Below are 25,205 nucleotides of genomic sequence, written 5' to 3'. Positions count from 1 at the left end.
AGCGCAGCTAAATCTGGAAGGGCAAGGAAGCGGCGATCTCGTACTGCGTGATCTCCATGCTGAGTACGGCCGGGGTGGGCTGCGCCGGTCGGGCCATCGCTGCCAGGTGGGCTGCGAGGTGTTCCTTGGACTCCCACCGCTCGTACACGTTGACGCGGCCGGGTTCGACAGGATCGGCGGCTACTACGTAGTCCAGGCATCCCGGTTCAGCTCGTGCCTGTCGCAGAGACGCTTCCAAACCCGCGAGCAACGCTTCGCGGTGCTGCGGATCGACGTAGCCCTTGCCTGCGACGATCAACATGTTCGACCTCCGTTTTGCGTGGCGTTGCACGGCACGATAACACTTAAGCGGGACGGGTGTCCCGTATAATTGTGGCGTACCACCCCAGAGAGGCGGCACCATGCATCTGGCCATCTTCGGCGCAACCGGTCGTACCGGTCGCGTTGTCCTCGATCAGGCTCTCGAACGTGGACATCAGGTAACCGCCCTGAGCAGGGGCCCGGCGACGATCCCGCAGCACGAACGCCTCCGCGTGGTGACCGGTGACGTGCGCGACTTCGCGCCCGTCGCGCAGACCATCGAGGATGCGCACGCCGTTGTCAGCACCCTCGGCAGGCAGCGACGCGGACCAGCGATCTGCACCGAAGGAACCCGCACGATCCTGTCGGCAATCGCCGCCGGCCGACCGCGTCGGCTCCTCATTCTCAGCAACTACGGCGTCGCCGAAAGCCGTCACCGCAGCCTCTACGTCGCCGTCTCCTGGCTCTTGGAACGGTCAGTGCTACGCGACAAAGAACACATGGAAGCCCTGGTACGACCCAGCGAGACCGAGTGGACCCTGGTCCGGGCGCCGATCCTGACCAGCGGACCGCGGACCGGCCGCTACCGTACCGGTTCGGACCTCCGGCTGACTTTCACCTCCAAGGTGTCCCGCGCGGACATCGCCGAGTTCATGCTGTCCGAACTCGAAGACAACACCTACCTACGCCAAGGCGTCGCCATCACGTCCTGAAACAGACCCCCAGGGCGCACAAGTGTGCACTCGACGAGCGCGGCGAACGGATCGTGGTGTTCCTTACGCACCCGTCCGATCGTGCGGCCCAGGCGGAGACGTCCAGCGGCAGCCCTCAAAGGATTCACCCCTCGAATACGCCCAGTTGTCCGGCCGATCAGGCGACTGCCTCGTCAGTTCCGCTCAACTCCTGGATTCGTTCGACTTCGAGTACGAGCTTGCCGGTGGTGCGGCCCGACTCGATGCGGCGGTGGGCCTGTGCGGCCTGATCCAGCCGTAGCGACTCGACCTGCACCCGAAGCTCCCCGCCGGCGGCCGCGGCCACAGCCCGACGCAGCGCCCGGCCCGCTTCCGCGGGGAAAGCGGCGGAGAAGGCCGCCAGGTTGAACCCGGACACCGTCTTGTTGGTGAACCACAGTTCGTTGGCCGAGATCCCCACGTCCTCGGCGCCGGAGGCGTTGCCCATCACCACCATCCGGCCCATCGGCGCGAGCAGGTCCAGGCTGCCGCGCCGGGCCGGACCGCCGACCATGTCCACCACGACGTCGAACCGGCCGGCCTCGGCCACCTGGTCGCGCAGGACGACCTCGTCGTAGCCGAACGCCTTGGCGGTCTCGATCTTGGCGGGGCTGCCCACGGTGCCCACCACGCGGCCCGCGCCCAGCAAGCGGGCGGCCTGGCCGAGCTGGCTGCCCACGCCTCCGGCGGCGGCGTGCACGAGCACGCTTTCCCCGGGTTCGATGCGGGCCACCCGGTCGAGCACGAGGAACGCGGTGGTGCTGTTGGAGGGCAGCGCCGCCGCGATGCCCAGCCCCAGGTCGTGGCCGTCCAACGGGGCCACCAGGTCCGCGGAGGTGACCACCGCCTCCGCGTAGCCGCCGCTGTCGACGATCGTCAGGGCGGCGACCGACTGGCCCACGCGCAGGCCCTCGACGCCGGGGCCGAGTGCCCGGATGCGGCCGGACACCTCGATGCCGGGTACGAAGGGCAGCGGTACGTCCACCACGCCCTGCCGGTAGAGGATCTCGGCGAAGTTCGCGCCCGCGTAGGCCACGTCGATGGAGACCTGCCCAGGCCCGGGCTCGGGGAGCTTGACCTCGTCGAGGCGGAGGACGTCCGCGCTGCCGAATTCGGGGATCGTGATTGCCTTCATGCCGTCCATCGTGGTGGGACGGCTTTCGGTAAGGCAGTGTCAGCTCATCCTGGGTGTGCCACCACCAGGCTCTCCACCTTCGCCTTGGTGTCGGTGTCGGGATGCGGCGTGTGCAGCACCACGTTGAGGTCCGTACGATCCGGCAGCCGGAACAGCGAGTACTCGAAGACGAGGTCCCCGGCTTCGGGGTGCGTGATCGCCTTGATCCCCTGGGAGCGGGAGCGGACATCCGGCCGGGCCCACAACTCGGCGAACTCCGCGCTGGCGCCGCACAGCTCTTCGGCGATCTGCCCGAAGAGCGGATCGTCGTGATAGCGGGCCGCGCCGGCACGGAAGTCGGCCACCATGTCCGGGGCGAACTCGTGCCATGCGGTGAACCTGCCGCGGTAGATCGGATGGGTGAAGAACGCCACCATGCAGTTGCGGACCTCGCCGTCGAATCCGAACACCCACCTGGCCGCGTCGTTCATCGCCACCAGGTTGTAGTGCCGATCCAGCACGTGCGCCGGGTTGGGCATCCAGGCGTCCAGCACCGCGCGCAGCTGCTCGCTCACCGGCGCGCCCGGCCGGCCCGTGGGGTCGGGCGGGTTCAGCCCGGCGAGCACGTACAGGTGTGCCCGCTCCGCCTCGTCAAGCTGGAGCGCGCGGGCGACCGCGTCCAGCACGGCGTCGGAGACCTTGATGTCGCGTCCCTGCTCCAGCCAGGTGTACCAGGACACTCCCACCCCGGCGAGCACCGCCACCTCTTCCCGGCGCAGTCCCGGAGTGCGGCGGCGCCCTCCGGCGGGCATTCCGGCGTCGGCGGGGGTGAGAGCCTCCCGCTTGCCACGCAGGAACTCTTTGAGCTGGTCACGGCGGCCTTGGCTGGCAGTCACCAACACACCATAGGCGACCGTAGCCCGCCACCCCTCCTACTCGACGACGGGGCGCACGTCCACGCTGCCGTAGCGGGCGGTGGGGATCTTCTCCGCCCACGAGGTGGCGGCGTTGATGTCCGTGACGTCGACGACGTACAGGCCGGCGACGATGGCGCCGGACGTCGGCGCGACCCCGTCGTCCACGACCGTGGCGCCGTCGCGCACGCTCACCGTCCGGCCGCTGCTGGCCTCGTGGAAGCCGGCCTCGTACGCGAGGACGCCGGCCTCTCGCACCTCCTTGTCGTAGGCGAACCAGTCCGGCACCTCTCCTTCGGCCGGGCCCGTCGCGGCGGGGTCGTACTGGTAGATGAGGGCGAACTTGGGCATGGTCCCGCTCCTGTGCTAACCGAGGTGGGTAGGTGGTTGCACGCTATGAGGGATTCACTGCCCGGACTTGTACAGAAGCGACAAGGGCTCGTCCGGGTCCGGATGCTGCAGCTCGGTCGCCGTACGGCCCATGAACCGGGTGAGCGAGCGGGCAAGATGCGGCTGGTCGTAGTAGCCGAGCCGGTGCACCACGTCCAGCGGCGCGACGCCCTCGCCGAGGAGCATGGCCGCCTCCCTGGCGCGCTCGATCTGCCGGATCGCCCCCTGCGTCAGCCCGGTGGCGGCGACCACCCGGCGCTGCACCGAGCGGGCGCTCAGCCGCGGGGCGTCGTCGCCCGCGACGACGTCGGTCACCAGCGGGTCGCGCACCAGGATGCCGGAACGCACGAGCCGGTCCACGAAGACCTCGGCGTTGTCGAAGCCCGGCAGCTCCCACTCCTCCCCCTGCAGCACGAACGTGTCCGAGGTCACGTGCGGGGACAGCACCGCGGAGTCGACCAGGCCCTGGACGGGCAGGTGCGGCATGGCCGCGCCGTGGGCGAAGATGATCCCGAACGCGGACCCATCGGGGCTCATGTCCACCGTGGTCGGCCTGGTCTCCGGCCCGCGGATCGCGACGTGCGCGCGCCCGCAGTGCTCCCAGATCACCAGCTCCCAGTTGGAGTTGGCGACCGAGTGCATCCGCTTGACCGTGGAGACGCCCTCGCTGCGGTAGACCCGCTCGATGTAGGGCGAGTCCGACGTCCGGTCCTCGTTCTCCATCGCCATCGCACCTCCCCGCGCCAGGTCATCATTCTCGCCAGATCGCCGGAGAACGCGCCACTCAGGCGGCGGGGAGGGGGTCCTGGCCGAGCAGGCGGTGGCCGTTCTCGGCGGAGGCGCGTACGGCGGCGAAGCCGTAGGCGGTCATCGCGGACTCGTACTCGGCCAGCGTCTGGAGGAGCGGCCGGCCCGCGGCGGCCGCGCCGAGGGCGGCGGTGAGCGCGCTCGCGTCGCGCAGGGCGGTGTTCGCGCCGATCCCGCCCGCGGGGCTCATCGCGTGGATGGCGTCCCCGAGCAGCGTGACGTTGGTGGCCGGCCAGGGCTCGATCGGCACGCTGGTACGGAGCACCAGGGCGAAGACCGTGGAGGTGTCCCAGTGGTCGATGATCGCCCGGACCCGAGGGTGCCAGTCCTCGATCGCCCGCAGGGTCAGGGCGCGCAGTTCGGTCCCCGGCATGGCGCGTAGTTCGTCGTCGGGCGGCAGGAGCTCGCGGCGGGCGCCGAAGGAGCAGGTCATGTAGTCCTGGGTGACGCCTAAGCCGGCCGGCACGGGCTCGGGGAACTCCACCGGTGCGACGCCGACGAAGCTGCCGTCCGGGCCGATGATCGGGGTGAACACGGCGAACATGTCGTCCAGGAACAGCTCGCGGGTCCGCGCCGTGAGTGGCACCTTGCCGTACAGCTGCCGCAGGCCCGTGTCCACCACGCGCGCGTGCGGCAGATACTGCCTGCGTACCGGGGAGTTGACGCCGTCCGCCGCCACGAGCACGTCGCCGGTCGCGGTGCTGCCGTCGGCGAAGTACGCGGTGACCCGGCCGTCGGCGCCGGTGCGGTAGTGCGTGAGCCGCTTGCCGAACCGGACCGTGTCCGTCAGGCCGGAGAGCAGGATCCGCCGCAGCGTCAGCCGGTCGACCGCCAGGTGCACGCCGCCGTCGGACGGCTCCAGGACCGTGAGCCGCTCAAGACAGTGGTCGAAGACAGGTGTGCTGGTACGCGGCCGTCCGGCGGTGGCGCGGAACAACCGGTGCAGCCGCTCGGGCAGGTTCGCGGCCAGGGCCCCGTCGCCGTGCTCGTCGATGTGGATGCGGTAGCCCTGCTGCCGCGAGGTCAGGGCGTCGTCGCTCTCGTACACGGCGACGCTGATGTTTTTCTGCCGGAGCCCCTGTGCGAGGCACAGCCCGCCCAGCCCCGCACCGATGACGATCACATGCATGTCCCGCAGTCCTCTCGTCGGCCTTCCCTAGCACTGCGAGGGAAACCCTAACACCGCTAGGGACTGCCTTGCACTGCTAGATTGGTGCGTAGCAGACGGAGGAGTTCGCGCATGGCACGTCAAGATCCCGGCTTTCCCGGCGGCATCGAGGAGGCCGAGCCGAGGCTGGACCGCGCCCAGATCGCCCAGGCAGCCCTCGACCTCCTGGACGAACACGGTTTCGACGCGTTCAGCATGCGCAAGCTCGCCGTGGCGCTCGACATCAAGTCGCCGTCGCTCTACTGGCATGTACGCAGCAAGGACGAGCTGTTCGACCTGCTGATCGACGTGGTCCTGGGCAAGTGCCGGCTGCCGGCCGACGACGACGGCCCCTGGACCGAGCGGCTGGCCGGCATCGGGCTCGAACTCCGGCAGGTCCTCCTCGCCCACCCCGCGGCCACCCGGCTCCTGCCGGGCAGGGTGCCCTTCGGGCCGAACGGGCTGCGGCTGGCCGACCACATCATCGGCGTCCTGCGCCAGGCCGGGTTCGACAACCGGCTGTCGAGCTACGGCTACCTGCTGTTGCTGTTCTACGTCACCGGTTTCGCCGGTCAGGAGATCGCCTTCGGCAAGGGCCCCGACAATCCCGCCCGCCTCGCCCAGATCACCCGTTTCCTGCGCGAGCTGCCCGCCGACCGCTATCCCCATGTGACGGCCGTGGCGGACGAGCTCACCGGCGCCCCCGGCCTGACCCGCCGTTTCGAGCTGGGCCTGGCCGGGATCCTCAACGAGCTGGACCGCGAACGCCGTGAATGACCGCGGAAGACGAAGACCTGGCCACTTGCGGCCAGGTCGTTATCAGGTCTGAACTACGCCTCGCTCAACGGCGACGGCGGCTGCGGCGGCGGCTGGACCGGCTGCTGCTGTCGCTGTTGATCCTCTTCTTCGGCCCCAGCCGATTGGGCCCAGGGGGCTCCATGGCCACGGGCAAGATCCTCGCAGCCGACATGTAACTCGGGAAGATCATGATTCGCTCCTTTCGAGAATGTGATGGAGCGGTCGAGGGACTGGAGCGCACATCCCCAACCGGCTATTCGGACATACCCCTCATACAGCCACATTACCCCGCAAACCATTCCCCAGCTCCGGCTCGGCCGAAACATGAGCCTTGAGAGCCCTTGGGGCGTTCAGCCCGCTGCAATCCGATTGCATGGCCGGTTAAAAATACTCCCAAATGTCAGTGTCGGCGGAGGGGGATGCGACGGATGCGGTTCGCGGTGCTGGGGCCTGTGCGCCTCTGGCGAGGAGACGTCGAGCTGAACTCCGGTCCTCCGCAGCAACGAGCCCTGCTCGCCCTCCTGCTGGCGTACGCGGGACGGCCCGTGAGCCTGGACGAGATGGTGGACGTCCTCTGGGGCCAGGACCCGCCGTCCAGCTCGATCAACGTCGTCCACAGGTACGTGGGCAACCTGCGCCGGTTGCTGGAACCGGGGCTTCCGCCCAGGGCGGAGGGCGGCTGGCTGCTCCGGGGCGCGGGCGGCTACCGCCTGAAGGCCGATGCCGGCACGCTCGACCTGCTGCGCTTCCGCCACCTGGCCGGACAGGCCCGCTCGGCCGCCCCTGCGGAGGCGGTGGAGCTCTACGCGGAGGCGCTGGCCGTATGGCAGGGGGAGGTGGCGGCGGGCATTCCGGCCGAGGTGCGGTCCCTGCCGGTGTTCGCCGCTCTGGAGCAGGAGCGGATCATGGTCGCGCTGGAGGCGGCCGACGTGGCGCTGGAGCACGGCGGGATGGTCGGGCTGCTGCCCGCGCTGAGGGCGGCGGCCACCCGGCATCCGCTGGACGAGCGGCTCCAGGCCAGGTTGGTGCTCGCCCTGGCCACCACCGGCCGCCAGGCCGAGGCGCTGGACACCTGGCAGGCGGTCCGGGACGAGCTCGCCGAGGAGCTGGGCGTCGAACCGGGCCAGGAGTTGCGCGCCGCCCAGCAGCGCGTACTGACCGAGCCCGCCGACGGGCTCGCGACGGACACGGTGGACACGGCGCACACGGTGGTGCGGCCCGCGCAGCTGCCCGCCGATCTCGCCGTCTTCGCGGGCAGGCGGGCCGACCTGGCCAAGGCCCTCGCCCTGCTCGACGGCGACGCGCTGAGGACGGTCGTGATCAGTGCCATCGGCGGCATGGCGGGCGTCGGCAAGACGACGCTGGCGGTTCACTGGGCGCACCAGGTGGCCCACCGTTTCCCGGACGGCCAGCTGTACGTGAACCTGCGCGGCTTCGACCGCCAGGGCTCCGCCATGGACCCCGCCGAGGCCCTGAGGAGTTTCCTGGAGGCGCTCGGCGTGCCGCCGCACCGGATCCCGGTCGCGGTGGACGTGCAGGTCGGGCTGTACCGGAGCCTGCTGGCCAAGCGCCGGGTGCTGATCCTGCTGGACAACGCCCGCGACGCCGAGCAGGTACGCCCGCTGCTGCCCAGCAGCCCCGGCTGCCTGGTGCTGATCACCAGCAGGGACCGGCTGCCGGGCCTGCTGGCGACGGAGGGGGCGCTGCCGATGACGCTGGACCTGTTCCCGGCCGGGGACGCCCGGGAGTCGCTGGCCCGGCGGCTCGGCGAGGAGCGCCTCGCGCGGGAGCCGGAGGCGGTGGACGAGATCGTCGAACGGTGCGGCGGCCTGCCGCTGGCCCTGGCCGTGGTGGCCGCCCGCGCCGCCGCCAACCCGGCCTTCCCGCTGTCCGCGATCGCCGCCGAGCTGCGCGGGACGCCCGCGACGCTGGACGCCTTCGCGGACGGCGATCCGGCCGTCGACGTGCGGGCGGTGTTCTCGTGGTCGTACCGGTCGCTCAGCGCGGAGGCGGCCCGCCTGTTCCGGCTGCTGGCGCTGCATCCGGGACCTGATATCAGTGCCGGGGCGGCCGCCGCCCTCGCGGGTGAGCCCGTACGGCGTGCGCTGAACGAGCTGACCAGGGCCAGCCTGCTCACCGAGCACGCCCCCGGCCGGTACGCCGCGCACGATCTGCTGCGCGCCTACGCGACCGAGCTCGTGGCGGACTCCGAGGACGATCGGGACGCGGCCATGGGACGGCTGCTCGACCACTACACGCAGCAGGCGCACGGGGCCTGCAGGAAGTTCGCGCCGTTCTGGGTACGGCCGGAGCTGGGCCGGCCGGTGCCGGAGTTCGATGACGACCGGCAGGCGCTGGCCTGGTTCACGGCCGAGCACCCCGTGCTGATGTCCGTGGTGGAGCTGGCGGCCCAGGGCGGGTTCGACACGCACAGCTGGCAACTGGCCTGGGCGCTGGAGCGCTTCCTCGACCAGCAGGGCCACTGGCGCGACTGCGCGACCGTACAGCGCCATGGACTCGCCGCCGCCCAGAGGCTGGGGCACCGGGCCGCGCAGGCGCACCTGCATCGGGCGCTGGCCCGCGCCTCCGCGCGCCTCGGGGACTATCACGTGGCCTGGCCCGGCATCCGGCGTTCGCTGGAGCTGCACGAGGAGCTGGGCGACCTGGCCGGGCTGGCCACCGCCCACCGCAGCCACGCGTGGCTGCTCGACCAGGTCGGCCGGTACGAGGAGTCGATCCAGCAGGCCGAACGGGCGCTCGCCCTGTACGCGGCCACCGGCAACCCCGCCGGCGAGGCCAGCATGCTGCACGCGCTCGCCTGGACCCACATCAGGCTGGACCAGGACTGCCGGGCCGCCACGTACCTCCAGGACGCCTTGATCAAGCTGAACGGCCTGAGCAACCGCTACGGCGACGCGGGTGTCCTGGACGGCCTCGGCTACGCCCTGCACCGGATGGGCGACTACGACCGGGCCATCGTCTACTACCGGCACGCCCTGACCCTCTACCGGGACGTCGGCGACCGCTACAACGAGATCGGCACCCTGCGCCACCTCGGCGACAGCCACCGCGAGGCCGGCGACCATGACGCGGCCCGGGACTCCTGGCAACATGCCCTGGACCTGGTCGACGAGGTCGTCGATCCGTCGACGGCCGACGAGATCCGCTACAAGCTCCTCTGCCTCGACATGCCCGACCTGGTGGGCGCCGAGAGAGGCGTCAGGCGCTCCTGCCGCGGCGGCCCCTGACCACGCGCCCAGCGCGTCAGCCCCGCTTGTTGTAGAGGTGGAGGGCGAGCGGCGCGCACACCGCGGCGATGGCAACCGTCGCGATGAGCGACCAGACGAGAGATCCGCCGGTGCCGGCGGCGTTGTTCATCAGGCCCCTGGCCGCGGCGGCGACGTGGCTGAGCGGGTTGACCTCGACGAAGGCCTGGAGCCAGCCGGGCATGGTGCCGGGCTGGACGAAGATGTTGCTGGCGAACGACAGTGGCATCAGCACGACGTTGGCGATGCTGATGACGACGGCCGGATCGGGCACGAGCAGGGCGACCGTGGCCCACAGCAAGGACAGGGAGAGCCCGAAGGCGACGATCAGGGCTACGGCGGCGATCACTCCAGGTGCGCCACCTTCCGGCCGGTAGCCCATGATCAGCCCGAGGACCACCACGATGCCGGAGGCGAACAGGTAGCGGGCGGCATCGCTGAGCAGGCCGCCGAGCACGAAGGCGCCGCGCCAGACGGACAGCGAACGGAAGCGGTCGAAGGCTCCGGTGGTCACGTCCTTGGCGAGCCGGGCACCGCCGTACATGGTGACGATGGCGATGCTCATGCTCAGCGTGCCGGGCAGGAGGAAGGTGAGGTAGTCGCCGGTCGAGCCGCTGACGGCGCCGCCGAACAGGTAGGTGAACAGCACGGTGAACAGGATCGGAATGGCGATCGAGTCCACGAGCTGTTTGGGGTCGTGCTTGATCTTGAGCATGGCTCGCCGGCCGAAGGTCGCGGAGGCGGCCAGCGCCCCGGCGCGGCGGTGTTGCCGGCCGGTGGCGAGCAGGATGTCGATCGGGGAGGTCTGCGCCGCGGCGGGGCGCGTGACGGCGGCCGGGGTGCTCATGCGTTCACGTCCTGGTGGTCGGTGGTGGCCGTATGGCCGGTCAGGGCGAGGAAGGCCTCGTCCAGGCTGGGCTGTCCGAGAGCGACCTCGGCGACGCCCACCCGGGCGTCGGCGAGCCGGGTCATGGCCTGCCCGACCAGCCGGCTCACGTCCGTCGCGTCGGCCGGGGTGGCGAGCAGCATGGACAGGGAGAGCGGGTCGGCGGCCAGACGGACCGTCCCGTTCAGGGCGGCGGCCAGGATCTGCCGCGCTCGCGGACGCTGCTCCCCGTCGAGGAGCCGGACGCGCAGGGTGCCCGAGCCGACCCGGGATTTGAGCTGGGCGCTGGTGCCTTCGGCCACGATCCGGCCGCGGTCGATGACCACGATCTGCTCGGCGAGCTGGTCGGCCTCCTCGAGGTATTGGGTGGTGAGCAGCACCGTGGTGCCGGCCGCGGCGATCTGGCGGACCAGCTCCCAGACCTGGGTACGGCTGCGCGGGTCGAGCCCGGTGGTCGGCTCGTCGAGGAACAGCAGGTCGGGGGTCACGATCAGGCTGGCCGCGATGTCCAGCCGGCGGCGCGTCCCGCCGGAGTATCCGCCCACCGGGCGGCCGGCCGCGCCGGTCAGGTCGAAGGCGGCCAGCAGGTCGTCGGCTCGCTGCTTGCCGGCGGCGCGGGGCAGGCCGTGGAGGCGGGCGAGGACGGTCAGGTTCTCGTAGCCGGTCAGGTCCTCGTCCAGGGCGGCGAACTGGCCGGTCACGGCCACCCGGGCGCGGATCGCGTCCCGTTCGCCGATCACGTCGTGGCCGAGGACGCGGGCGGTGCCGCCGTCGGGCCGGGTCAAGGTGGCCAGGATGCGGATCGTGGTGGTCTTGCCCGCCCCGTTGGGGCCCAGGAACCCGAACACCTGACCGCGCCGGACCGTGAGGTCGATCCCGTCCAGTGCCCGGTTCTCGCCGTAGACCTTGACCAGGCCGTACGCCTCGATCGCCGGCCCGTCCCCAACCGTGCTGTTCTTTGACATGCCGTAAGACTTATTTATCTCTTACAGATTGTCAAGGTTATTCCGAGCCGATATCATCGCTGCGATGGCCGACACACTCGACCCCGCCAGGCCCGCCCGCCGTCGCCGGTCCGACGCCCGGCGCAGCATCGACGCGATCCTCAACGCGGCCCGCGTCGCGCTCGGCGAGCGACCCGACGCCAGCATGGAAGAGATCGCCACCGCGGCGAACGTCAGCCGCCAGACCGTCTACGCGCACTTCCCCTCGCGCGACGCCCTCATCGACGCCCTCATCGAGACGGCGGCCGCCGAATACTCCGCCCTGCTCGACGCCGCCGGCCTCGAGACCGCGCCGCCCGCCGACGCGCTGGCGCAGTTCCTCGACGCCGGCTGGCGGTTCCTGAGCCGCTACCCCCTCCTGCTCGACCCCACCACGACCTCGGTCCATCGGCCCAAGAGCAACGACCCCCACGACGTCGTGCCACCGCGCCTCGAACGGCTCATCCGGCGAGGCCAGGACACGGGCGACCTCGACCCGTCACCCCCGGCCGCCTGGCTCGCCGCCGCCGTCATCGGACTCCAGCACGCCGCCGCGGCAGAACTCGCCGACGGCCGCCTCACCGCCGATGAGGCGGCGGCTCTCTGCCTGGAAAGCACGCTGCGCCTCTGCGTCCGGCCGCCTGCGAGCCGCTAGGACGGGTGCGGTGGGTCGGTTCCGTACGGCGGATGGGTCGTAGCACCGGACTCCGGCTGGCAAACCGTGTGACCATTCCCGCCCCGGTCGCGTCTGCATGTGACGTGACAATCGAAACCGTTCGGGGGGCGACATCATCGAGGAGCTGTACCGCGAGCACTGGCCGCTCGTGTGCGGGTTCCTCCTGCGCAGGACCCGCGATCCGCATCTCGCCGAGGACCTGGCGCAGGAGACGTTCATCAAGGCGACCAGGGCACTGCTCGGCTGGCGCGGGGAGAACGCGGCAGCCTGGCTCCTCACGATCGCGCGCAACACCCTGCTGGATCACGTCCGCAGGAGCCGCCGCGAGCTGGCCCTCCCCAACCCCGACGAACTGGGCGTACCTCCACTGCACGTGGAATCGCTCGACGTGCGCGACGCGCTCGAGCGGCTGCCCGAGCAGCAGTGCCGGCTGCTCAAACTGGTCTACTTCGAAGGCTTCTCGATGGTGGAAGTCGCCGCGATGACCGGCAGGTCGCACAACTCGATCAAGACCGCGGTGTGGCGGGCGAGGGCCGCCTTCGCCGACCTTTACCAGGAGAACCCATGAACATGCCTGAGATGCCTGAGATGCCAGACCTGCCGGACTTCGACCCCAAGCGCACCCGGCGCGCGGTCCGGCGGGGGCTGTTCCGGACGGTCGCCATCGTCCTGGCCGTGCTGGCGCTGCTCGCAGTGGCCGCGACCGAGGGCTCGTCCCTGGTGCAGACCCGCGGCGACCGGGAACAGCGCATGCAGGCCGTGCTCGGCACCGCCTTCCAGATCTACAACCCGGCCTATGCAGTGACGATCGGCTCCTGCTGCCAGACCACGCCCGTGTCGATGTCGTTCGAGGTGGCCGCGCGTCCCCTGGGGCCGGTCGGTGCCTGGCCGGTCGGGAGCGAGTCGTACACGCTCAGCCAGGACTTCTTCGGCCGCGTGGGCCGCCTGCCGCTGGGCCACACCGCCAACACCAGGCTTTCCCAGTCCCTGTTCGACCTCGGCACCACGCTGACGACCAAAGACGAGGTGCGCGCGGTGCTCGCCCGGTTGCCCGCCGACCTCAGCGCGCTGGCGGTGGTGGAGTTCGAGCAGCCGCTCGGCGAGGCCGAGCTGAAGGCGTTCGTGAAGCAGTACGGCACCTGCGCCGAACGGGTCGCGTACGAGCGCAGACCCGGCTCCCTCCCGATCACCTGGGGCTTCGACTACTGGGCCGACGGGATGGAGCTCGGCAAGGGCGGCGACATGACCGATGACGCGTGCGGCGGCGGCCTGCCGCAGTTCCGCAAATGGACCGGCCTGCTGCGTGACCACGACAACGCCAACCTGCGCTCCTTCGACCTGTCCCTGGACCGGCTGCGCAAGGCGGCCTCGGCCGGGCTCGCCTACGGCTATGTGGACCAGCTCAGCTCGGTCCGCGAGCTGCGGGAGCTGATCAAGGACCCGAAGGTGCGCACGATCCGCCTGGCCGGCGTGGCGTTCGACCTGGACCGGGCCCGCCCCTAGAACCTGGATCGAGGTCGATCGGACTTCGTGACGGGGGCCGGTCAGCTCTCCCCGAGAAGCTGCCCGCGTCAGCCAGGCGTCCTCGTCTCCGACGAGGACACCCCGATCGCACCGAGCGCCGGCCACCGCATGCGGTGCGGCACGGACTCGTCGAACGCGGTCCGGGCGTTCGACTCGTTTTCTCGTCGCGGAGCTCGAACTGTTGCCAGTAGTGCACTCTCACCACCGTTCTATCGGGGGGACCTATTCGTCCCTGGGCCTCCAAGACCTTGGGTCGAAACTCTCGTGATGCCAGGCACCAGGGCTCCGACACTACTGCTGCGTCCTGGTAGGTTATAGGTCAATCACTAACCTAGGAGTCGATATGACAGCCGAGAAAGACGACGCCAACCGCCGCGCCGCTGCCCAGCACACCGTGGCCGAGCACCTGCGCCTTACCGCCGCAGGACGCACGGACGAATGGGTGACGCTGTTCGCCCCGGACGCGGTGCTCGAGTTCCCGTTCGCGCCGGTCGGCGTGCCCCGGCGGGTAACGGGGCGGGACGCACTGTTCGCGCACATGAGCAGCTTTCCCGAGACCTTCGACGTCGAGTTCGTCGACCTGGTGTTCCACGAGACGGTCGATCCGAGTCTCGTGATCGCCGAGTTCCGCTCGACGGGCACGGCACGGCCGACCGGCAAGCCGTACGAGCAGACGTGCATCTCCGTCGTCCGGACCGATGACGACGCGCTCATCACCCACTACCTGGACTACTGGAACCCGCTGGTAGCGATCGAGGCACTCACACCCCACGACGTGCCGTCCGACCCTGACCTCAGCGTGACTTTTGGAGGCTGAGAAGAGCCATGTTTAACTGATGCCCATGCCCGCCACCGGCACCAGCACCAAGAGCGACGAACGACGTCTGGCCATCATGGCCGCCGCGATCGATCGCTTCGCCCAGAAGGGCTTCTACGGTACGACGACGCACGAGATAGCCGACCGGGTCGGCATCTCTCAGCCGTATCTCTATCGCCTGTACCCGAACAAGGAAGCGCTGTTCGCGGCGGCGGTCGACCACGTGTCCGTCGTGATGAACGAAACGCTGGTCGCGCACTCGTCGGCGTCGGGTGGTGCCGAGGCGGCGTTGGATGCGGCGCGCGGCGCCTATGCCGCGCTCGTCTCGGACCGGACCATCCTGCGTTTCCTCATGCACGCGAACTGTGCCGCCGGCGAGCCGCTGGTAGGGCAGGCCGTGCGCCGGTGCTACGCCAAGCAGGTTGACACCGTTCGGCAGTTGCTGGGCGACGACGACGCCGTGCGGCACTGGTTCGGCGCCGGAATGCTCGACAACGTGGTCGCCGTGCTGGGTCTGGCCGACATCGACGAGCCGTGGGCGCAGGTCCTCGCCGCTCGATGACCCGGCACCGGGGGACACGCCCGCGCCGACTGAGTGGATGTCGTCGCGGATCTCCCGGCGGATACGCAGGCGACGGAACCAGCGCGGCAGCGCGAGCGTGCCGGCCCGGGACCGGGAGCGAGCGGGGGGTTGAGGGGGATCGAAAGGGGCGCTGGCTGGAATCCCGTGGCGCGCAGCGCCCCCCTCGTGGAAGGCCTTGCTTACGCCGGGGTGCAGGTGAGGGTGGCGGGTGGGGTGTTGGTGCCGGTGAAGGTGCCGGTGAAGCCGAACGACGTCGTCCCGTTCGGGGCCAGGGTGCCGTTGTAGCCGGCGTTGACGACGCTCACGTTGGCGCCCGTCTGGGTCGGGGTGCCGCTCCAGAGCTGGCTGATCTTCTGGTCACCCGGCCAGGTCCAGGTCACCTTCCAGCCCGTGATCTGCGCCGCGCCCGTGTTCTTGACGGTGACCTCCGCCTGGAAGCCGCCCGACCACTCGTTCACTCCCTTGTACGTCGCCGCGCAGCCCGACCCCGCGGTGGGGGTGACGGTCGGGGTCACGGTTGGCGTGACAGTGGGGGTCACAGTGGGGGTCGGGGTGGGCGTGACGGTTACCGGCGGGCCGGTGCGGTCGCCGTACAGGATGCCACGGCCGTTGGTGCCGACGTAGACGCGCCCGTAAACCCTGGGGTCGCCCGTCAGGGCCTCTCCCATGTTGCCCCACTGGTGCTTGTCGTCGTTGATGCGCGCCCAGTTCGCCCCGGCGTCGTCCGAGCGGTACAGGCCCGTGACGCCGCCGATCGTGGCCACCGCGAAGATCGCCACGTACGTGCCGCCGGGCGCCGCCTTGCCGAAGCCGACGTTCACCGAATTGGTGATGCCCGACAGCTTCGTGAAGGACGCGCCGCTGTCGGTGGAGTGCCACAGGCCGCCGTCGCCGGCCAGCCACAGGTCGCCCTCCTTGCCCGGCACTGCCTTGATCTTGCCGCTGGTGGGCAGGCCCGAGGCGGCGGTGGCGGTGAAGGTCGCGCCGCCGTTGGTGCTGACGTAGAGGCGCCCGCCGTTGAAGCCGTAGAACTTCATCGCGTTGACGCGGTCCGACTCCACGATCGCCCCCGTGGGCAGGCCGGACGCCTGCTGCCAGGAGTTGCCGTACCCCACCGAGTAGACCGGCGTGACACCCTTGGGCGCCCAGACGAAGCGGGAGCCGTCGGCGGCGGCCGCGACCGTGCCGCCCTCGTCGATGCCGCCCGGCTCCGTGCCCTGGAACCAGTTGGCGCCGCCGTCCGTGGAGAAGGCCACGTGGCTGTCGTTCGGGCGGTCGGAGTCCTTGAAGCTGCCCGCCCGGACCAGGATCGACGGGGACTTCTCCGCGTAGTCCAGGCTGGTGGTCGTGGTGAAGACCGGGGCCGTGAACATCATCGACGGCACGGCGTCCAGGTTCGTGTGGCGGAAGCCGCCGATGTCGCCCAGGGCGCTGACCAGGGACGCGCCGCTCGGCGGGCTGATCAGGTCCAGGACGGCCGTCTCCTCCAGGCCCTTGGCCATGGGCTTGATGGTGAACTGGGTGTTCGAGTCCCACTTGGCCAGGTCCTCGGTGCCGTAGATCGTGGCGCCGGTGCCGTACATCATCCTGTTGGAGTCGAGCGGGTCGATCTCCAGGGACTCCGTCATCCAGCCGAGCTTGGGCGTGACCTCAGGGGGTTGCGGGTTGGCGCCGAAGGTCAGCCACGGGTTCTCCGAGATGTCCTGCTTGTAGCGGAAGCTGCGGTTCGGGTACGAGGTCCAGTCCCACACGCGGGTCCAGGTCGCGCCGGAGTCCGTGGAGCGGAAGAAGATCACGTCCGGCCACCAGGAGATCTGCGTGGCCACCATGATCGTGCCCGGCTTCTGCCGGTCGATGGTCAGGCCGCTGTAGCCGAAGTAGTCGTCGGAGCTGGACGACGGGATGGGGCTGATCTGGGTCCAGGTGCCGGTCGCGGTGGCGTAGCGCCACACGTCGCCCTTGGCGCCGTCGTACGGGCCGCCGGTGTCGCTCGTCGTGATGTAGAGGTAGCCGTTGGTGGTGTCCAGCACGCCCTTGTGGGCGAGGTAGCCGGTCGGCTGGCCGGCCACGCGCGACCAGGTGACGCCCGCGTCGGTGGTGCGGTAGACGGTGTTCTCCTTGTCGGCGACGCCCACGTAGATGGTCTTGGTGGCGGTGCCCTTGGTGGACGAGCGCGGGTCGTAGGTCACCCAGACCACGCCTGGCTTGTGGCTGAGGTAGCCGTTGGAGTCGTTCGGGTCCTGGGCGTAGTTGCCCGGGTTCGGGAAGCTGGCCACCTTCGCCCAGGTGGCGCCGTAGTCGGTGCTGCGCCAGAGCCCGTTGCCGTTGGGGGTGCCGAAGTAGAGGACGCTGTTGTTGTTCGGGTCCACCGACAGCGCCTCGCCCATGCCGCGGCCGGGCATGTTCCCGCCCAGTTTGAAGGGCAGCGGGGTGACCTGCCAGTTGTCGCCCTTGTCCGTCGAACGCAGGATCGCGCCGTTGTTGGGGTCCCAGCTGTTGGTGTACATGCCGACGGCGGCGTACACCCGGTTGGTCTGCACGGGGTCGGTGGCGAGGCTGATAACGCCGTTGTAGCCCCACTTGTCCCAGCCGGCCCAGTCCAGCAACGGGGTCCAGGACTTGGTGGACTGGTTCCACCGGTACGCCCCGCCGATGTCGGTGCGGGCGTAGATGAGGTTCTTCTCCGTGGGGTTGAAGATGATGCCGGGTACGAAGCCGCCGCCGTCGATCCTGACGTTCTTGTACGCGTACGGATCCGAGGCGACGGCCGAGACCGGCGACATCCGCACGATAGCCGCCACGAGCAGCACGGCGGCGACCGTGAACATGACCAATAATCTTCTTCGCATGCGCGGCTCTCCCTTTCCAGGCACGCCAGCAGGCGCCCCAAAGGCTTCAGATGACCGCCATGCACGAGCAGAGTGCAGGGACCCTGACCGTCACCGCGCCTTCGCGCATGAGCTACTCAAGAAGGCTCACACACGGGCGCGCTGACGGTCAATAGTTTGGACATACAACGAATTAAGGACGGCAGCATGGAGTTTCCCGAATTCCGGGTCGACGGGAAGGTCGCCCTGGTCACCGGGGCGGCCAGGGGCCTCGGGCGGGCCATCTCGCTGGCGCTGGCCAACGCCGGGGCCGACGTCGCCATCGGCCTGCGGGACATCGGCGAGGACGGCGGGCTGGCCGACGAGATCACCGGGCTGGGGCGCGCCGCGCTCCCCCTCCAGATGGACATGACGGTCCCCGGCCAGATCTCCCGGGCGGTGGAGGAGACGCTCGACCGGTTCGGGCGGATCGACATCCTGGTCAACAACGCCGGCATCGCCCCGGGCAACCCCGCCGAGGACGTCACGGAGGAGGACTTCGACCGGACGCTCGCGGTCAACCTGAAGGGCACCTTCCTGACCGGCCAGGCCGTGGGCCGGGCCATGATCCGGCAGGGGTACGGCAGGATCGTGAACGTCGGATCCCAGGCCGGCGAGGTCGCCCTGCCCGGCGAGTCCGTCTATTGCATGACGAAGGCGGCCATCGCCCACCTGACCCGCTGCCTGGCGGTCGAGTGGGGCCCGCACGGCATCACCGTCAACAACGTGGCCCCGACCTTCATCCGCACCCCGGGGACCGAGCAGGCCCTGTCCGACCCGGCGTTCGAGGCGGACGTGGTCGAGCGGATCGCGGCGCTGCACCGCATCGGCGAGCCCATGGACGTGGCCGGCGCGGTGCTGTTCCTGGTCTCGCCCGCCGCCTCCCTGGTCACGGGGCACACGCTGGTGGTCGACGGAGGGTGGACCGTCCGGTGATCACACGCGGCTGAGTTCGCGGCTGCGCGCGGCGGCCCACAGCGCGATCGCGATGTAGAGGACCTGCTCGGGGATCCGCTCCCAGAGCGGCGTCACGTCCTGGCCGGCGAGGGCGGCGAGCACGTTGGCCGGCAGCAGGCCCACGAAGAGCAGCGCCAGGCAGATCCCGGCGGCCCTGCGGGTCCTTTCGAGCACGAGCCCGACCGCGCCGGCCAGCTCCAGCACGCCGGTCAGATAGACCACGAAGACCGGGAACGGCACGAACGGCGGCACCATGGCCACCATGTCAGCCCGGTTGGGCATGAACGTCACGCCCTCCGGAACGAAATGCGCGCTGGCCGTCATCACCAGCATGACCGCCAGCCCGTGGGCGGCACTGACCCTCCAGGTGGCGAACCTGGCCACACCCAGCGCGCCCAGCAGCCGGAACGCCAGCGTGGCGACCAGCAGAACGATCACGATCACCGAAGCCTCCATTGGATAGTCGAGTTATCTAGGCAATAGATAGCACAACTATCCAAATAAGGCAAGGGGTGTTCCGCGGCGGCCATGACCATGCTCATGGCCGCCACGAAACGTCATCGGGCGAGCGCGAAGTCCTTGATCCGCAGATCACCCTTGAACACGAGGTACAGGCTCCCGCTGCCCGCCTTGACCGTGGCGGTCGCCGTACCCCACTGATAGACGCCGCCCGTGGCGGGCACCTGGACGGTGCCCAGCAGGGCGCCGGTCGGCGAGCCGGAGCGCAGCTCCAGCGAGCCGCCGCTCACCGAGGACACGCCGGCCGTGAACTTGGAGCCGAAGGAGGCGCCGGTGAAGGAGACCCAGTCCCCCGCCGACCCTTCCACGGCCTCGCCGCCGGCCTTGGTCTCGTCCGCGAACACCACGCCCGCGTAGTCGTCGAAGTCCATCGCCCGCGTGGTCTTCGCCAGGTCACGCACGGGGACGGTCTCGCCGGAGACCCGCAGCGTGGTGGACTGGCGGATCCGGTCGGACGCCGAGCCGACGAGGACGTCGTGGGTGGCGCTCTCCACGGCCCACTTGCCCCGGGTGTAGTCCCAGACCGCCAGGTCGGACTTCTTCAGGGTGAAGGTCACCGTGCGGGTCTCGCCCGGGTTCAGCGTGACCCGCTGGAAGGCGCGCAGCTGCTTGACCGGCTGCTTGAAGCGGGATTCGCGCTGGTGGGTGTAGAGCTGGACCACCTCGTCGCCCTTGACCTTGCCGGTGTTGGTGACCTTGACGCTCACCTTGTCGCCCTGGACGGTCAGGCCCTGGTAGCCGAACGTGGTGTAGCTCAGGCCGTGCCCGAACGCGTAGAGCGGCTTGCCCTTTCCGTACAGGTACGTCATCCCGGTCTTGGCCAGGTCGTAGTTGTAGATGTCCGTCGGGCTGTCGCCGGCGGGCCAGGTCTGGGTGAGCCGGCCGGCCGGGTTGACGGCGCCGAAGAGCACGTCGGCGACGGCGTGACCGGTCTCCGCGCCCGCGTGGGTGGTCCACAGCAGGTTCGGGGCGTCCACGACGACCGGGTAGCTGGTCTCCAGGACGACGACGGTGCGCGGGTTCGCCTTGCGCACGGCCTCGATCAGCCGCCGCTGCCCGGCGCCGAGCTGCAGGTTGGCACGGTCGTGGAACTCGCGCCCGGCCACGAACGGGTGGCTGCCCACCACCACGACCGCGACCTCGGCCTTGGCGGCCTGCGCGGCGGCCGCGGCGACGCCGTCCGAGACGATCTCCTTGCCGAACTTGGCCGCCTGAGCCTTGGGCGCCAGGCCGAGTGTGCCGTCGGCGGAGACGGTCACGTACGGGTCGGGCAGGCCGTACCAGCCCTCGACGGTCTCGTAGCCGGCGTACCTGATCAGGTAGCTGCCGTCCGCCTGCGTTTCGAGGGCGAACTGCTGCTGGACGTACCAGCCGTCGGGGTCGGCGTCGTCGGTGTCGAGCGAGCGCCAGTCGCCGCCGAGCAGCTTGCCGTTGCCCGCGTTGCGCAGCGTGGACACGCCACCGGTCCAGTCGGTCAGGTCCCACTGGGAGGCCGCGGTCGGCGCCGTGTCGATCAGGGCGGCGTTGTCGTCGGCCCCGGTGCCGGTGGCGGTGAGGTACTTGCCGGAGTCGAGGTGCTTGAGCGCGATCCGCTCCAGGCCCGCGCCGGTGCTGACGTCCCCGACGCGCTCCTTGATCCCGTCCACCGGCGTGACCTGGTACGGCGCCTTGCCCCCGTACCAGTCGCGGTAGAGCGTCCCGGCCAGCGGGCCGACCACGGCCGCCGACTTCGGCGCCTTGAACGGCAGGGCGCCGGAGTTCCGCAGCAGCACCGCGGCCCTGCCCGCGGCCTCCCGGTTGAGCTGCTGGTTGGCCGGGCTGTTGATCACGTCCTTGGTGATCTTCTTGTACGGCCCGCCGTCCGGGTCGAAGTGCCCCAGCCGCGTCCGGATGGTCAGCACGTTGCGCACAGCCCGGTCCACGTCGGCCTGGGTGATGAGCCCCTGGCCGAGCGCGGCCGTCAGGTGCTCGGCCAGCGGCCCGGCGTTGCTGTCGTCGATGGTGTAGCTGTCGAGCCCCGCCTTGAGCACCGCGGCGAACGCCTCGGGCTTGTTGTCGTAGTACTTCTCCAGCTCGGTGAGCGCGTACGGCCCCCAGGCGTCACTGACGTTGTAGAGCGTCTTGTCCGTCCACGACCTGACCGTGCTGCCGAGGTCGGGGTTGACGTGGTTGGGCCGCCCGTTGACCAGGTTGTACGACGCCATGACCCCGGTCGCGGCGTTGGCCGAGATGGCCGCCTTGAACGCCTGCTCGTAGTACTCGTGCTTGAGCTTCGGCGTCAGGTTGGAGGAGCTGGTGCCGCGGTTGGTCTCGTTGTTGTAGGCCAGGTAGTGCTTCAGCACGGGCGCGGTCTTCAGGTAGACGGGGTCGTCACCCTGCAGGCCCTTGCCGTAGGCGGTGGAGATGGCCCCGGTCAGCAGGGGGTCCTCCGAGTAGCCCTCCTCGTTGCGGCCCGCCCGCGGGTCCCGCAGCAGGTCCACGACGGGAGCCCACACCTGCAGGCCCCACAGGACCGGGTCCGCGTCGTTGTAACCGCGGACCTCGTCGCCGACCGCCGACCCGACCCGCTTGATCAGCTCGGGGTCCCACGTGCTGGCCAGACCGACGGCCTGCGGGAACACGGTGCCGCTGGCGAACTTCTGGCTCCAGCCGTCGTTGAGGTGGTTGGACCAGCCGACGCCGTGCAGCGCCTCGGTGCCGTTCTTGTGGTACGCGATGCCCAGCCGCGGGATGGCCGCCTGCGACTGGTGCAGCAGGCCCAGCTTCTCCTGAAGCGTGAGCCGGCCGAGCAGGTCGTCGACCCGCTGCTCCACCGGCAGGGCCGGGTTCTGGAACGGGAGGCCGTCGGCCTGCGCGGGAGGTACGGCCAGCAGCGAGGCCGCCAGCGTGAGGGTGGCTAATAATGGGATCTTTCGCATCAATGGTTCTCCATCACTTGATGGCGCCGACCGTCACACCTCGGGTCAGCGTGCGCTGGAAGATCAGGAAGAAGGCGACCGCCGGCAGGAGGCCGAGCAGCGCCGAGGCGCTGGACATCGTCGCGTCCATGTACTTCTCGCCCTGCAGCACGGCGAGCGCGACGGGCACCGTCTGGGTGTCGTTCGAGATCAGGAAGATCAGCGGCAGGAAGAACTCGTTCCAGGTCCAGATGAAGAAGAAGATCAGCAGCACGTTGAGGGTGGGTCTGCTGATCGGCACCACGATCCGCCACAGGGACCGCAGCCGCCCCGCGCCGTCGATCGCCGCCGCCTCGAGGATCTCCTTCGGGAACTGGCCCAGGACCGCGCTCAGCAGGTACGTGCCGAACGCCGCCTGGATCACCGTCATGACGATGATCACCGACAGTTGCGTGTCGTACAGCCCGACCGCCTTGGCCAGGTAGTACAGCGGGTAGGCCAGCGCCTCCTGCGGCAGCGTGTTGGCCACCAGGAACAGCACGAGGATCGACAGCCGGCCCTTCACCCTGCCGATGCCCAGCGCGTACGCGTTGAGCACCGACAGCACGACGGCGAGCACGGCCACGGACGCGCTGATCAGGAGGCTGTTCCAGAGTTTCGTGCCGAACTCCACCCGGTTCCAGAAGTCGACGAGCCCCTGGAGGTAGAGCCCGTCGGGCAGGCTCAGCGGCCCGTCGGAGCTGTACTCGGCCGGCGACTTGACCGCGTTGATCGCCACGATCGCGAACGGGAACACCATCACGACCGCCAGCACGACCAGCGCGAACAGCACCGCCCAGCGTCCCGGGCCCCTCATTCCGCACGCTCCTGGACCCGCAGGAACAGGAACGTCACCACGATGATGATCAGGGCCAGCACCGTGGCGATCGCGGAGCCGTACCCGACGTTGCTCTTCTGGAAGAAGTTCAGGTACGAGAAGTACGACGGCACCATCGTCGCGTTGCCGGGCCCTCCGCGGGTCAGCACGAAGATCGGCCCGAACACCTTGAGCGCGGCGATCGTGCACGTCAGCAGCACCACGAAGATCTCCGGCCGGATCTGCGGGATCGTGATGTGCCAGAACCGGCGCCACCACGAGGCCCCGTCGATCTCGGCCGCCTCGTAGTAGGCCGGGTCCACGCGCTGCAGGCCCGCCATGAAGATCACCACCGGGTAGCCGAGCTGGAACCAGACCATGACCGCCATGACCGTGGCCAGCGCCAGGTCGGGATCTCCGAGCCAGTCGAGGTCGAGGCCGAAGATCTGGTTGATCGCGCCGTACGACGGGTGCAGCATCCAGCCCCACACCACGCCGGCCACGGCCACCGGCAGCACCTGCGGCAGGTAGTACATGGCCCGCAGCGCCGAGGCCGTGCGCGGCCCGAACTTCTTGCCGATGTAGTCGAACAGGGCGGCCGCCAGCACGAGGCCGATCGCGGTCGGCACGATGGCCATGGCCACGATCAGGCCCACGTTGTGCTGGAACGACTGCCAGAACCGCTCGTCCTTCAGCAGCCTGGTGTAGTTGTCGAACCCGATCCACCTGGGCGTGCCCACCCCCGACCAGCGGGTGAAGCTCGCGCCCACGTTCATGAGGAACGGCACGACGATGACGACCAGGAACAGCAGCAGGCTGGGGGCCAGGTAGAGCCAGTACCCCCTCGTGCGAACTCTCATCTAATTACCGATGTCGGCGAGGTTGTCCTCGTACGGCTTGGCGATCTCGTCCAGCACCGCGGCCGGGGCCTTGCTGCCGTTGATGAGGTTCTGGACCCCGGCGACGAGGACGTCGTAGTAGCCGGGCGCGGGCCAGTCGGGATAGAAGGCCAGACCGTCCTGACTGGTGAGCTTGTTGAACGTCTCGATGAGCTCCTTGCTCTTCGCATCGGTGATCGCGGCCGGGTCCGCGGCCACGGGGACGCCGCCGGAGTTGCCCAGGAGGTTCTGGATGTCCTTGCTCATCGTGATGTCGATGAAGTCGTAGGCCAGGTCCTTGTTCTCCGACTTCTCGGGCACGACCCAGATGTTGCCGCTGGAGCCCGGGGCCATCGTGGCGCCGGGGAAGAGGAAGTGGCCCCACTCGAACTTCTTGATCTCCGAGGCGAAGCGGCCGTACCACCAGCTACCACTGATCATCATGGGGAACTTGCCGTTGATGAACGACACGCCCATGTCCTCGGCCTTGATCCCCGACGAGTTCTTGGCGATGTAGCCCTTCTTCACCCAGTCGGCGAACGTGTCGGCGCCGTAGGTGAACTCGGGACCGTGGAAGTCGACCTTGCCCTTGTAGGACTGGAAGGCATCCAGCCACGGCTTCTGCGCCTTGGTCAGCGCGAGCTGGTAGAAGATCTGCTGGGCCGGGTACTCGGCGCCGGCCGTGGCGAGGGGGGTCACCCCTGCCTTGACGAACGTGTCCATCGCGGCCGTGAACTGCTCGAACGTCGTCGGCACCTGGACCTTGTGCTTGTCGAACAGGTCCTTGTTGTAATAGACCATCACGAACTCGCCGTAGTTCGGCACGCCGTACCACTTGCCGGAGCCCATGACGCCGCGGTCGTCGTACTTGGCGGTGGTCTGCAGGCCGCCGGGCAGCAGCTTGTCCCAGCCGCGCTTGGCGGCCTCCTCGCTCAGGTCGGTGAGCAGCCCCTGCTTGGACAGCAGACCGGCGGTGGCGTTGCCCTTGTTGTACTCCATGATGTCGGGCGCCTCGTCGGAGTTGAGGACCATGCTCGCCGTCTTCTGGATCTGCTCGAAGCCCTTGGCCTCGAACTTGATCTTCACGTTCGGGTGGGACGCCTCGAACTTCTTGATCGCCTCGGTCCACGCCTTGCCCATGGCGCTGTCGGCCGACTCGTAGTGCCAGAGTTTGAGAGTGCGCGGCTGACTGCTGCTCTGGGCGGACGGGGTCTCCGAGCCTCCCGAGCCGCACGCCGACAGAACCAGGACCGCGACGGCCAGCACCGCCGCGGCTCTTGACTTCACCATGATCC

At 69.6% G+C, this 25,205-nt stretch carries 23 protein-coding genes; 9 read left to right on the top strand and 14 right to left on the bottom strand.

The features are described 5' to 3' along the window. Nucleotides 1-7: 7 nt before the first annotated feature. Nucleotides 8-301, bottom strand: coding sequence for a putative quinol monooxygenase (locus ACIHFD_RS38470; RefSeq protein WP_397371177.1), 294 nt, complete (start codon nucleotides 299-301; stop codon nucleotides 8-10). 100 nt (nucleotides 302-401) lie between these two features. On the opposite strand from ACIHFD_RS38470, the gene ACIHFD_RS38465 reads away from it, so the two are divergent. After that, nucleotides 402-1,013, top strand: a complete 612-nt coding sequence (locus tag ACIHFD_RS38465; protein ID WP_397371176.1) for an NAD(P)-dependent oxidoreductase — start codon at nucleotides 402-404, stop codon at nucleotides 1,011-1,013. Between the two features lie 157 nt (nucleotides 1,014-1,170). Here ACIHFD_RS38465 and ACIHFD_RS38460 read toward each other — a convergent pair whose 3' ends face one another. Genes ACIHFD_RS38460 through ACIHFD_RS38440 form a run of 5 tightly spaced genes read right to left on the bottom strand, consistent with a single transcriptional unit; the run spans nucleotide 1,171 to nucleotide 5,385 of the window. Then, nucleotides 1,171-2,166, bottom strand: a complete 996-nt coding sequence (locus ACIHFD_RS38460; RefSeq protein WP_397371175.1) for a zinc-binding alcohol dehydrogenase family protein — start codon at nucleotides 2,164-2,166, stop codon at nucleotides 1,171-1,173. A 44-nt stretch (nucleotides 2,167-2,210) separates the two neighbouring features. Next, on the bottom strand, nucleotides 2,211-3,041 hold the full coding sequence (locus ACIHFD_RS38455; RefSeq protein ID WP_397371174.1) for a helix-turn-helix transcriptional regulator: 831 nt from the start codon (nucleotides 3,039-3,041) through the stop codon (nucleotides 2,211-2,213). Between the two features lie 36 nt (nucleotides 3,042-3,077). Further along, nucleotides 3,078-3,410, bottom strand: a complete 333-nt coding sequence (locus tag ACIHFD_RS38450; RefSeq protein ID WP_397371173.1) for a YciI family protein — start codon at nucleotides 3,408-3,410, stop codon at nucleotides 3,078-3,080. 54 nt (nucleotides 3,411-3,464) lie between these two features. Next, the gene (locus ACIHFD_RS38445) at nucleotides 3,465-4,178 is read right to left on the bottom strand and encodes a helix-turn-helix domain-containing protein (RefSeq protein WP_397371172.1); all 714 of its coding nucleotides are present in this window, start codon (nucleotides 4,176-4,178) and stop codon (nucleotides 3,465-3,467) included. A 55-nt stretch (nucleotides 4,179-4,233) separates the two neighbouring features. Further along, nucleotides 4,234-5,385: an FAD-dependent oxidoreductase gene (locus ACIHFD_RS38440; protein ID WP_397371171.1), complete on the bottom strand. Its 1,152-nt coding sequence runs from the start codon at nucleotides 5,383-5,385 to the stop codon at nucleotides 4,234-4,236. Between the two features lie 111 nt (nucleotides 5,386-5,496). Between ACIHFD_RS38440 and ACIHFD_RS38435 the strand changes: the two genes are divergently transcribed. Both ACIHFD_RS38435 and ACIHFD_RS38430 read left to right on the top strand, forming a co-directional pair. Beyond that, a complete protein-coding gene (locus tag ACIHFD_RS38435) occupies nucleotides 5,497-6,180 on the top strand; it encodes a TetR/AcrR family transcriptional regulator C-terminal domain-containing protein (RefSeq protein WP_397371170.1) in 684 nt (227 codons plus the stop codon). A 449-nt stretch (nucleotides 6,181-6,629) separates the two neighbouring features. Next, on the top strand, nucleotides 6,630-9,449 hold the full coding sequence (locus tag ACIHFD_RS38430) for a BTAD domain-containing putative transcriptional regulator (RefSeq protein ID WP_397371169.1): 2,820 nt from the start codon (nucleotides 6,630-6,632) through the stop codon (nucleotides 9,447-9,449). Between the two features lie 16 nt (nucleotides 9,450-9,465). On the opposite strand, the gene ACIHFD_RS38425 is transcribed toward ACIHFD_RS38430, so the two are convergent. Together ACIHFD_RS38425 and ACIHFD_RS38420 are read right to left on the bottom strand one after the other, a co-directional pair. Further along, nucleotides 9,466-10,314 (bottom strand): ABC transporter permease, encoded by an 849-nt coding sequence (locus tag ACIHFD_RS38425; protein ID WP_397371168.1) that lies wholly within the window; start codon nucleotides 10,312-10,314, stop codon nucleotides 9,466-9,468. After that, complete coding sequence (locus tag ACIHFD_RS38420) at nucleotides 10,311-11,318, bottom strand: ATP-binding cassette domain-containing protein (RefSeq protein ID WP_397371167.1); 1,008 nt, start codon at nucleotides 11,316-11,318, stop codon at nucleotides 10,311-10,313. The genes ACIHFD_RS38425 and ACIHFD_RS38420 overlap by 4 nt, the downstream gene beginning before the upstream one ends. A 64-nt stretch (nucleotides 11,319-11,382) precedes the next feature. Between ACIHFD_RS38420 and ACIHFD_RS38415 the strand changes: the two genes are divergently transcribed. The 5 genes from ACIHFD_RS38415 (at nucleotide 11,383) to ACIHFD_RS38395 (ending at nucleotide 14,915) form a co-directional block, all read left to right on the top strand. Next, on the top strand, nucleotides 11,383-11,991 hold the full coding sequence (locus ACIHFD_RS38415) for a TetR/AcrR family transcriptional regulator (protein WP_397371166.1): 609 nt from the start codon (nucleotides 11,383-11,385) through the stop codon (nucleotides 11,989-11,991). A 133-nt stretch (nucleotides 11,992-12,124) separates the two neighbouring features. Further along, the gene (locus ACIHFD_RS38410; RefSeq protein ID WP_397371235.1) at nucleotides 12,125-12,580 is read left to right on the top strand and encodes an RNA polymerase sigma factor; all 456 of its coding nucleotides are present in this window, start codon (nucleotides 12,125-12,127) and stop codon (nucleotides 12,578-12,580) included. An 11-nt stretch (nucleotides 12,581-12,591) separates the two neighbouring features. Beyond that, entirely contained in the window at nucleotides 12,592-13,515 is a 924-nt protein-coding gene (locus ACIHFD_RS38405) for a hypothetical protein (RefSeq protein ID WP_397371165.1), read from the top strand. Between the two features lie 364 nt (nucleotides 13,516-13,879). Beyond that, nucleotides 13,880-14,353: a nuclear transport factor 2 family protein gene (locus ACIHFD_RS38400; RefSeq protein WP_397371164.1), complete on the top strand. Its 474-nt coding sequence runs from the start codon at nucleotides 13,880-13,882 to the stop codon at nucleotides 14,351-14,353. Between the two features lie 25 nt (nucleotides 14,354-14,378). Further along, nucleotides 14,379-14,915: a TetR/AcrR family transcriptional regulator gene (locus tag ACIHFD_RS38395; protein WP_397371163.1), complete on the top strand. Its 537-nt coding sequence runs from the start codon at nucleotides 14,379-14,381 to the stop codon at nucleotides 14,913-14,915. Nucleotides 14,916-15,115: 200 nt separating this feature from the next. Here ACIHFD_RS38395 and ACIHFD_RS38390 read toward each other — a convergent pair whose 3' ends face one another. Beyond that, a complete protein-coding gene (locus ACIHFD_RS38390; protein WP_397371162.1) occupies nucleotides 15,116-17,785 on the bottom strand; it encodes a cellulose binding domain-containing protein in 2,670 nt (889 codons plus the stop codon). A 186-nt stretch (nucleotides 17,786-17,971) separates the two neighbouring features. On the opposite strand from ACIHFD_RS38390, the gene ACIHFD_RS38385 reads away from it, so the two are divergent. Next, complete coding sequence (locus tag ACIHFD_RS38385; RefSeq protein ID WP_397371161.1) at nucleotides 17,972-18,739, top strand: SDR family NAD(P)-dependent oxidoreductase; 768 nt, start codon at nucleotides 17,972-17,974, stop codon at nucleotides 18,737-18,739. On the opposite strand, the gene ACIHFD_RS38380 is transcribed toward ACIHFD_RS38385, so the two are convergent. The 5 genes from ACIHFD_RS38380 to ACIHFD_RS38360 form a co-directional block, all read right to left on the bottom strand. Beyond that, the gene (locus tag ACIHFD_RS38380) at nucleotides 18,740-19,204 is read right to left on the bottom strand and encodes a hypothetical protein (RefSeq protein ID WP_397371160.1); all 465 of its coding nucleotides are present in this window, start codon (nucleotides 19,202-19,204) and stop codon (nucleotides 18,740-18,742) included. 113 nt (nucleotides 19,205-19,317) lie between these two features. Further along, nucleotides 19,318-22,197 (bottom strand): glycoside hydrolase family 3 C-terminal domain-containing protein, encoded by a 2,880-nt coding sequence (locus ACIHFD_RS38375; RefSeq protein WP_397371159.1) that lies wholly within the window; start codon nucleotides 22,195-22,197, stop codon nucleotides 19,318-19,320. Between the two features lie 13 nt (nucleotides 22,198-22,210). Continuing rightward, a complete protein-coding gene (locus ACIHFD_RS38370) occupies nucleotides 22,211-23,032 on the bottom strand; it encodes a carbohydrate ABC transporter permease (RefSeq protein ID WP_192790081.1) in 822 nt (273 codons plus the stop codon). Further along, the gene (locus ACIHFD_RS38365) at nucleotides 23,029-23,892 is read right to left on the bottom strand and encodes a sugar ABC transporter permease (RefSeq protein WP_350731352.1); all 864 of its coding nucleotides are present in this window, start codon (nucleotides 23,890-23,892) and stop codon (nucleotides 23,029-23,031) included. The genes ACIHFD_RS38370 and ACIHFD_RS38365 overlap by 4 nt, the downstream gene beginning before the upstream one ends. Next, nucleotides 23,893-25,200, bottom strand: a complete 1,308-nt coding sequence (locus tag ACIHFD_RS38360) for an ABC transporter substrate-binding protein (protein WP_397371158.1) — start codon at nucleotides 25,198-25,200, stop codon at nucleotides 23,893-23,895. Between the last annotated feature and the right edge of the window lie 5 nt (nucleotides 25,201-25,205).

This window comes from Nonomuraea sp. NPDC051941, assembly GCF_044593615.1.
Note: the sequence above shows the minus strand (reverse complement) of the source record. Positions and strands in the feature narration are given on the sequence as shown.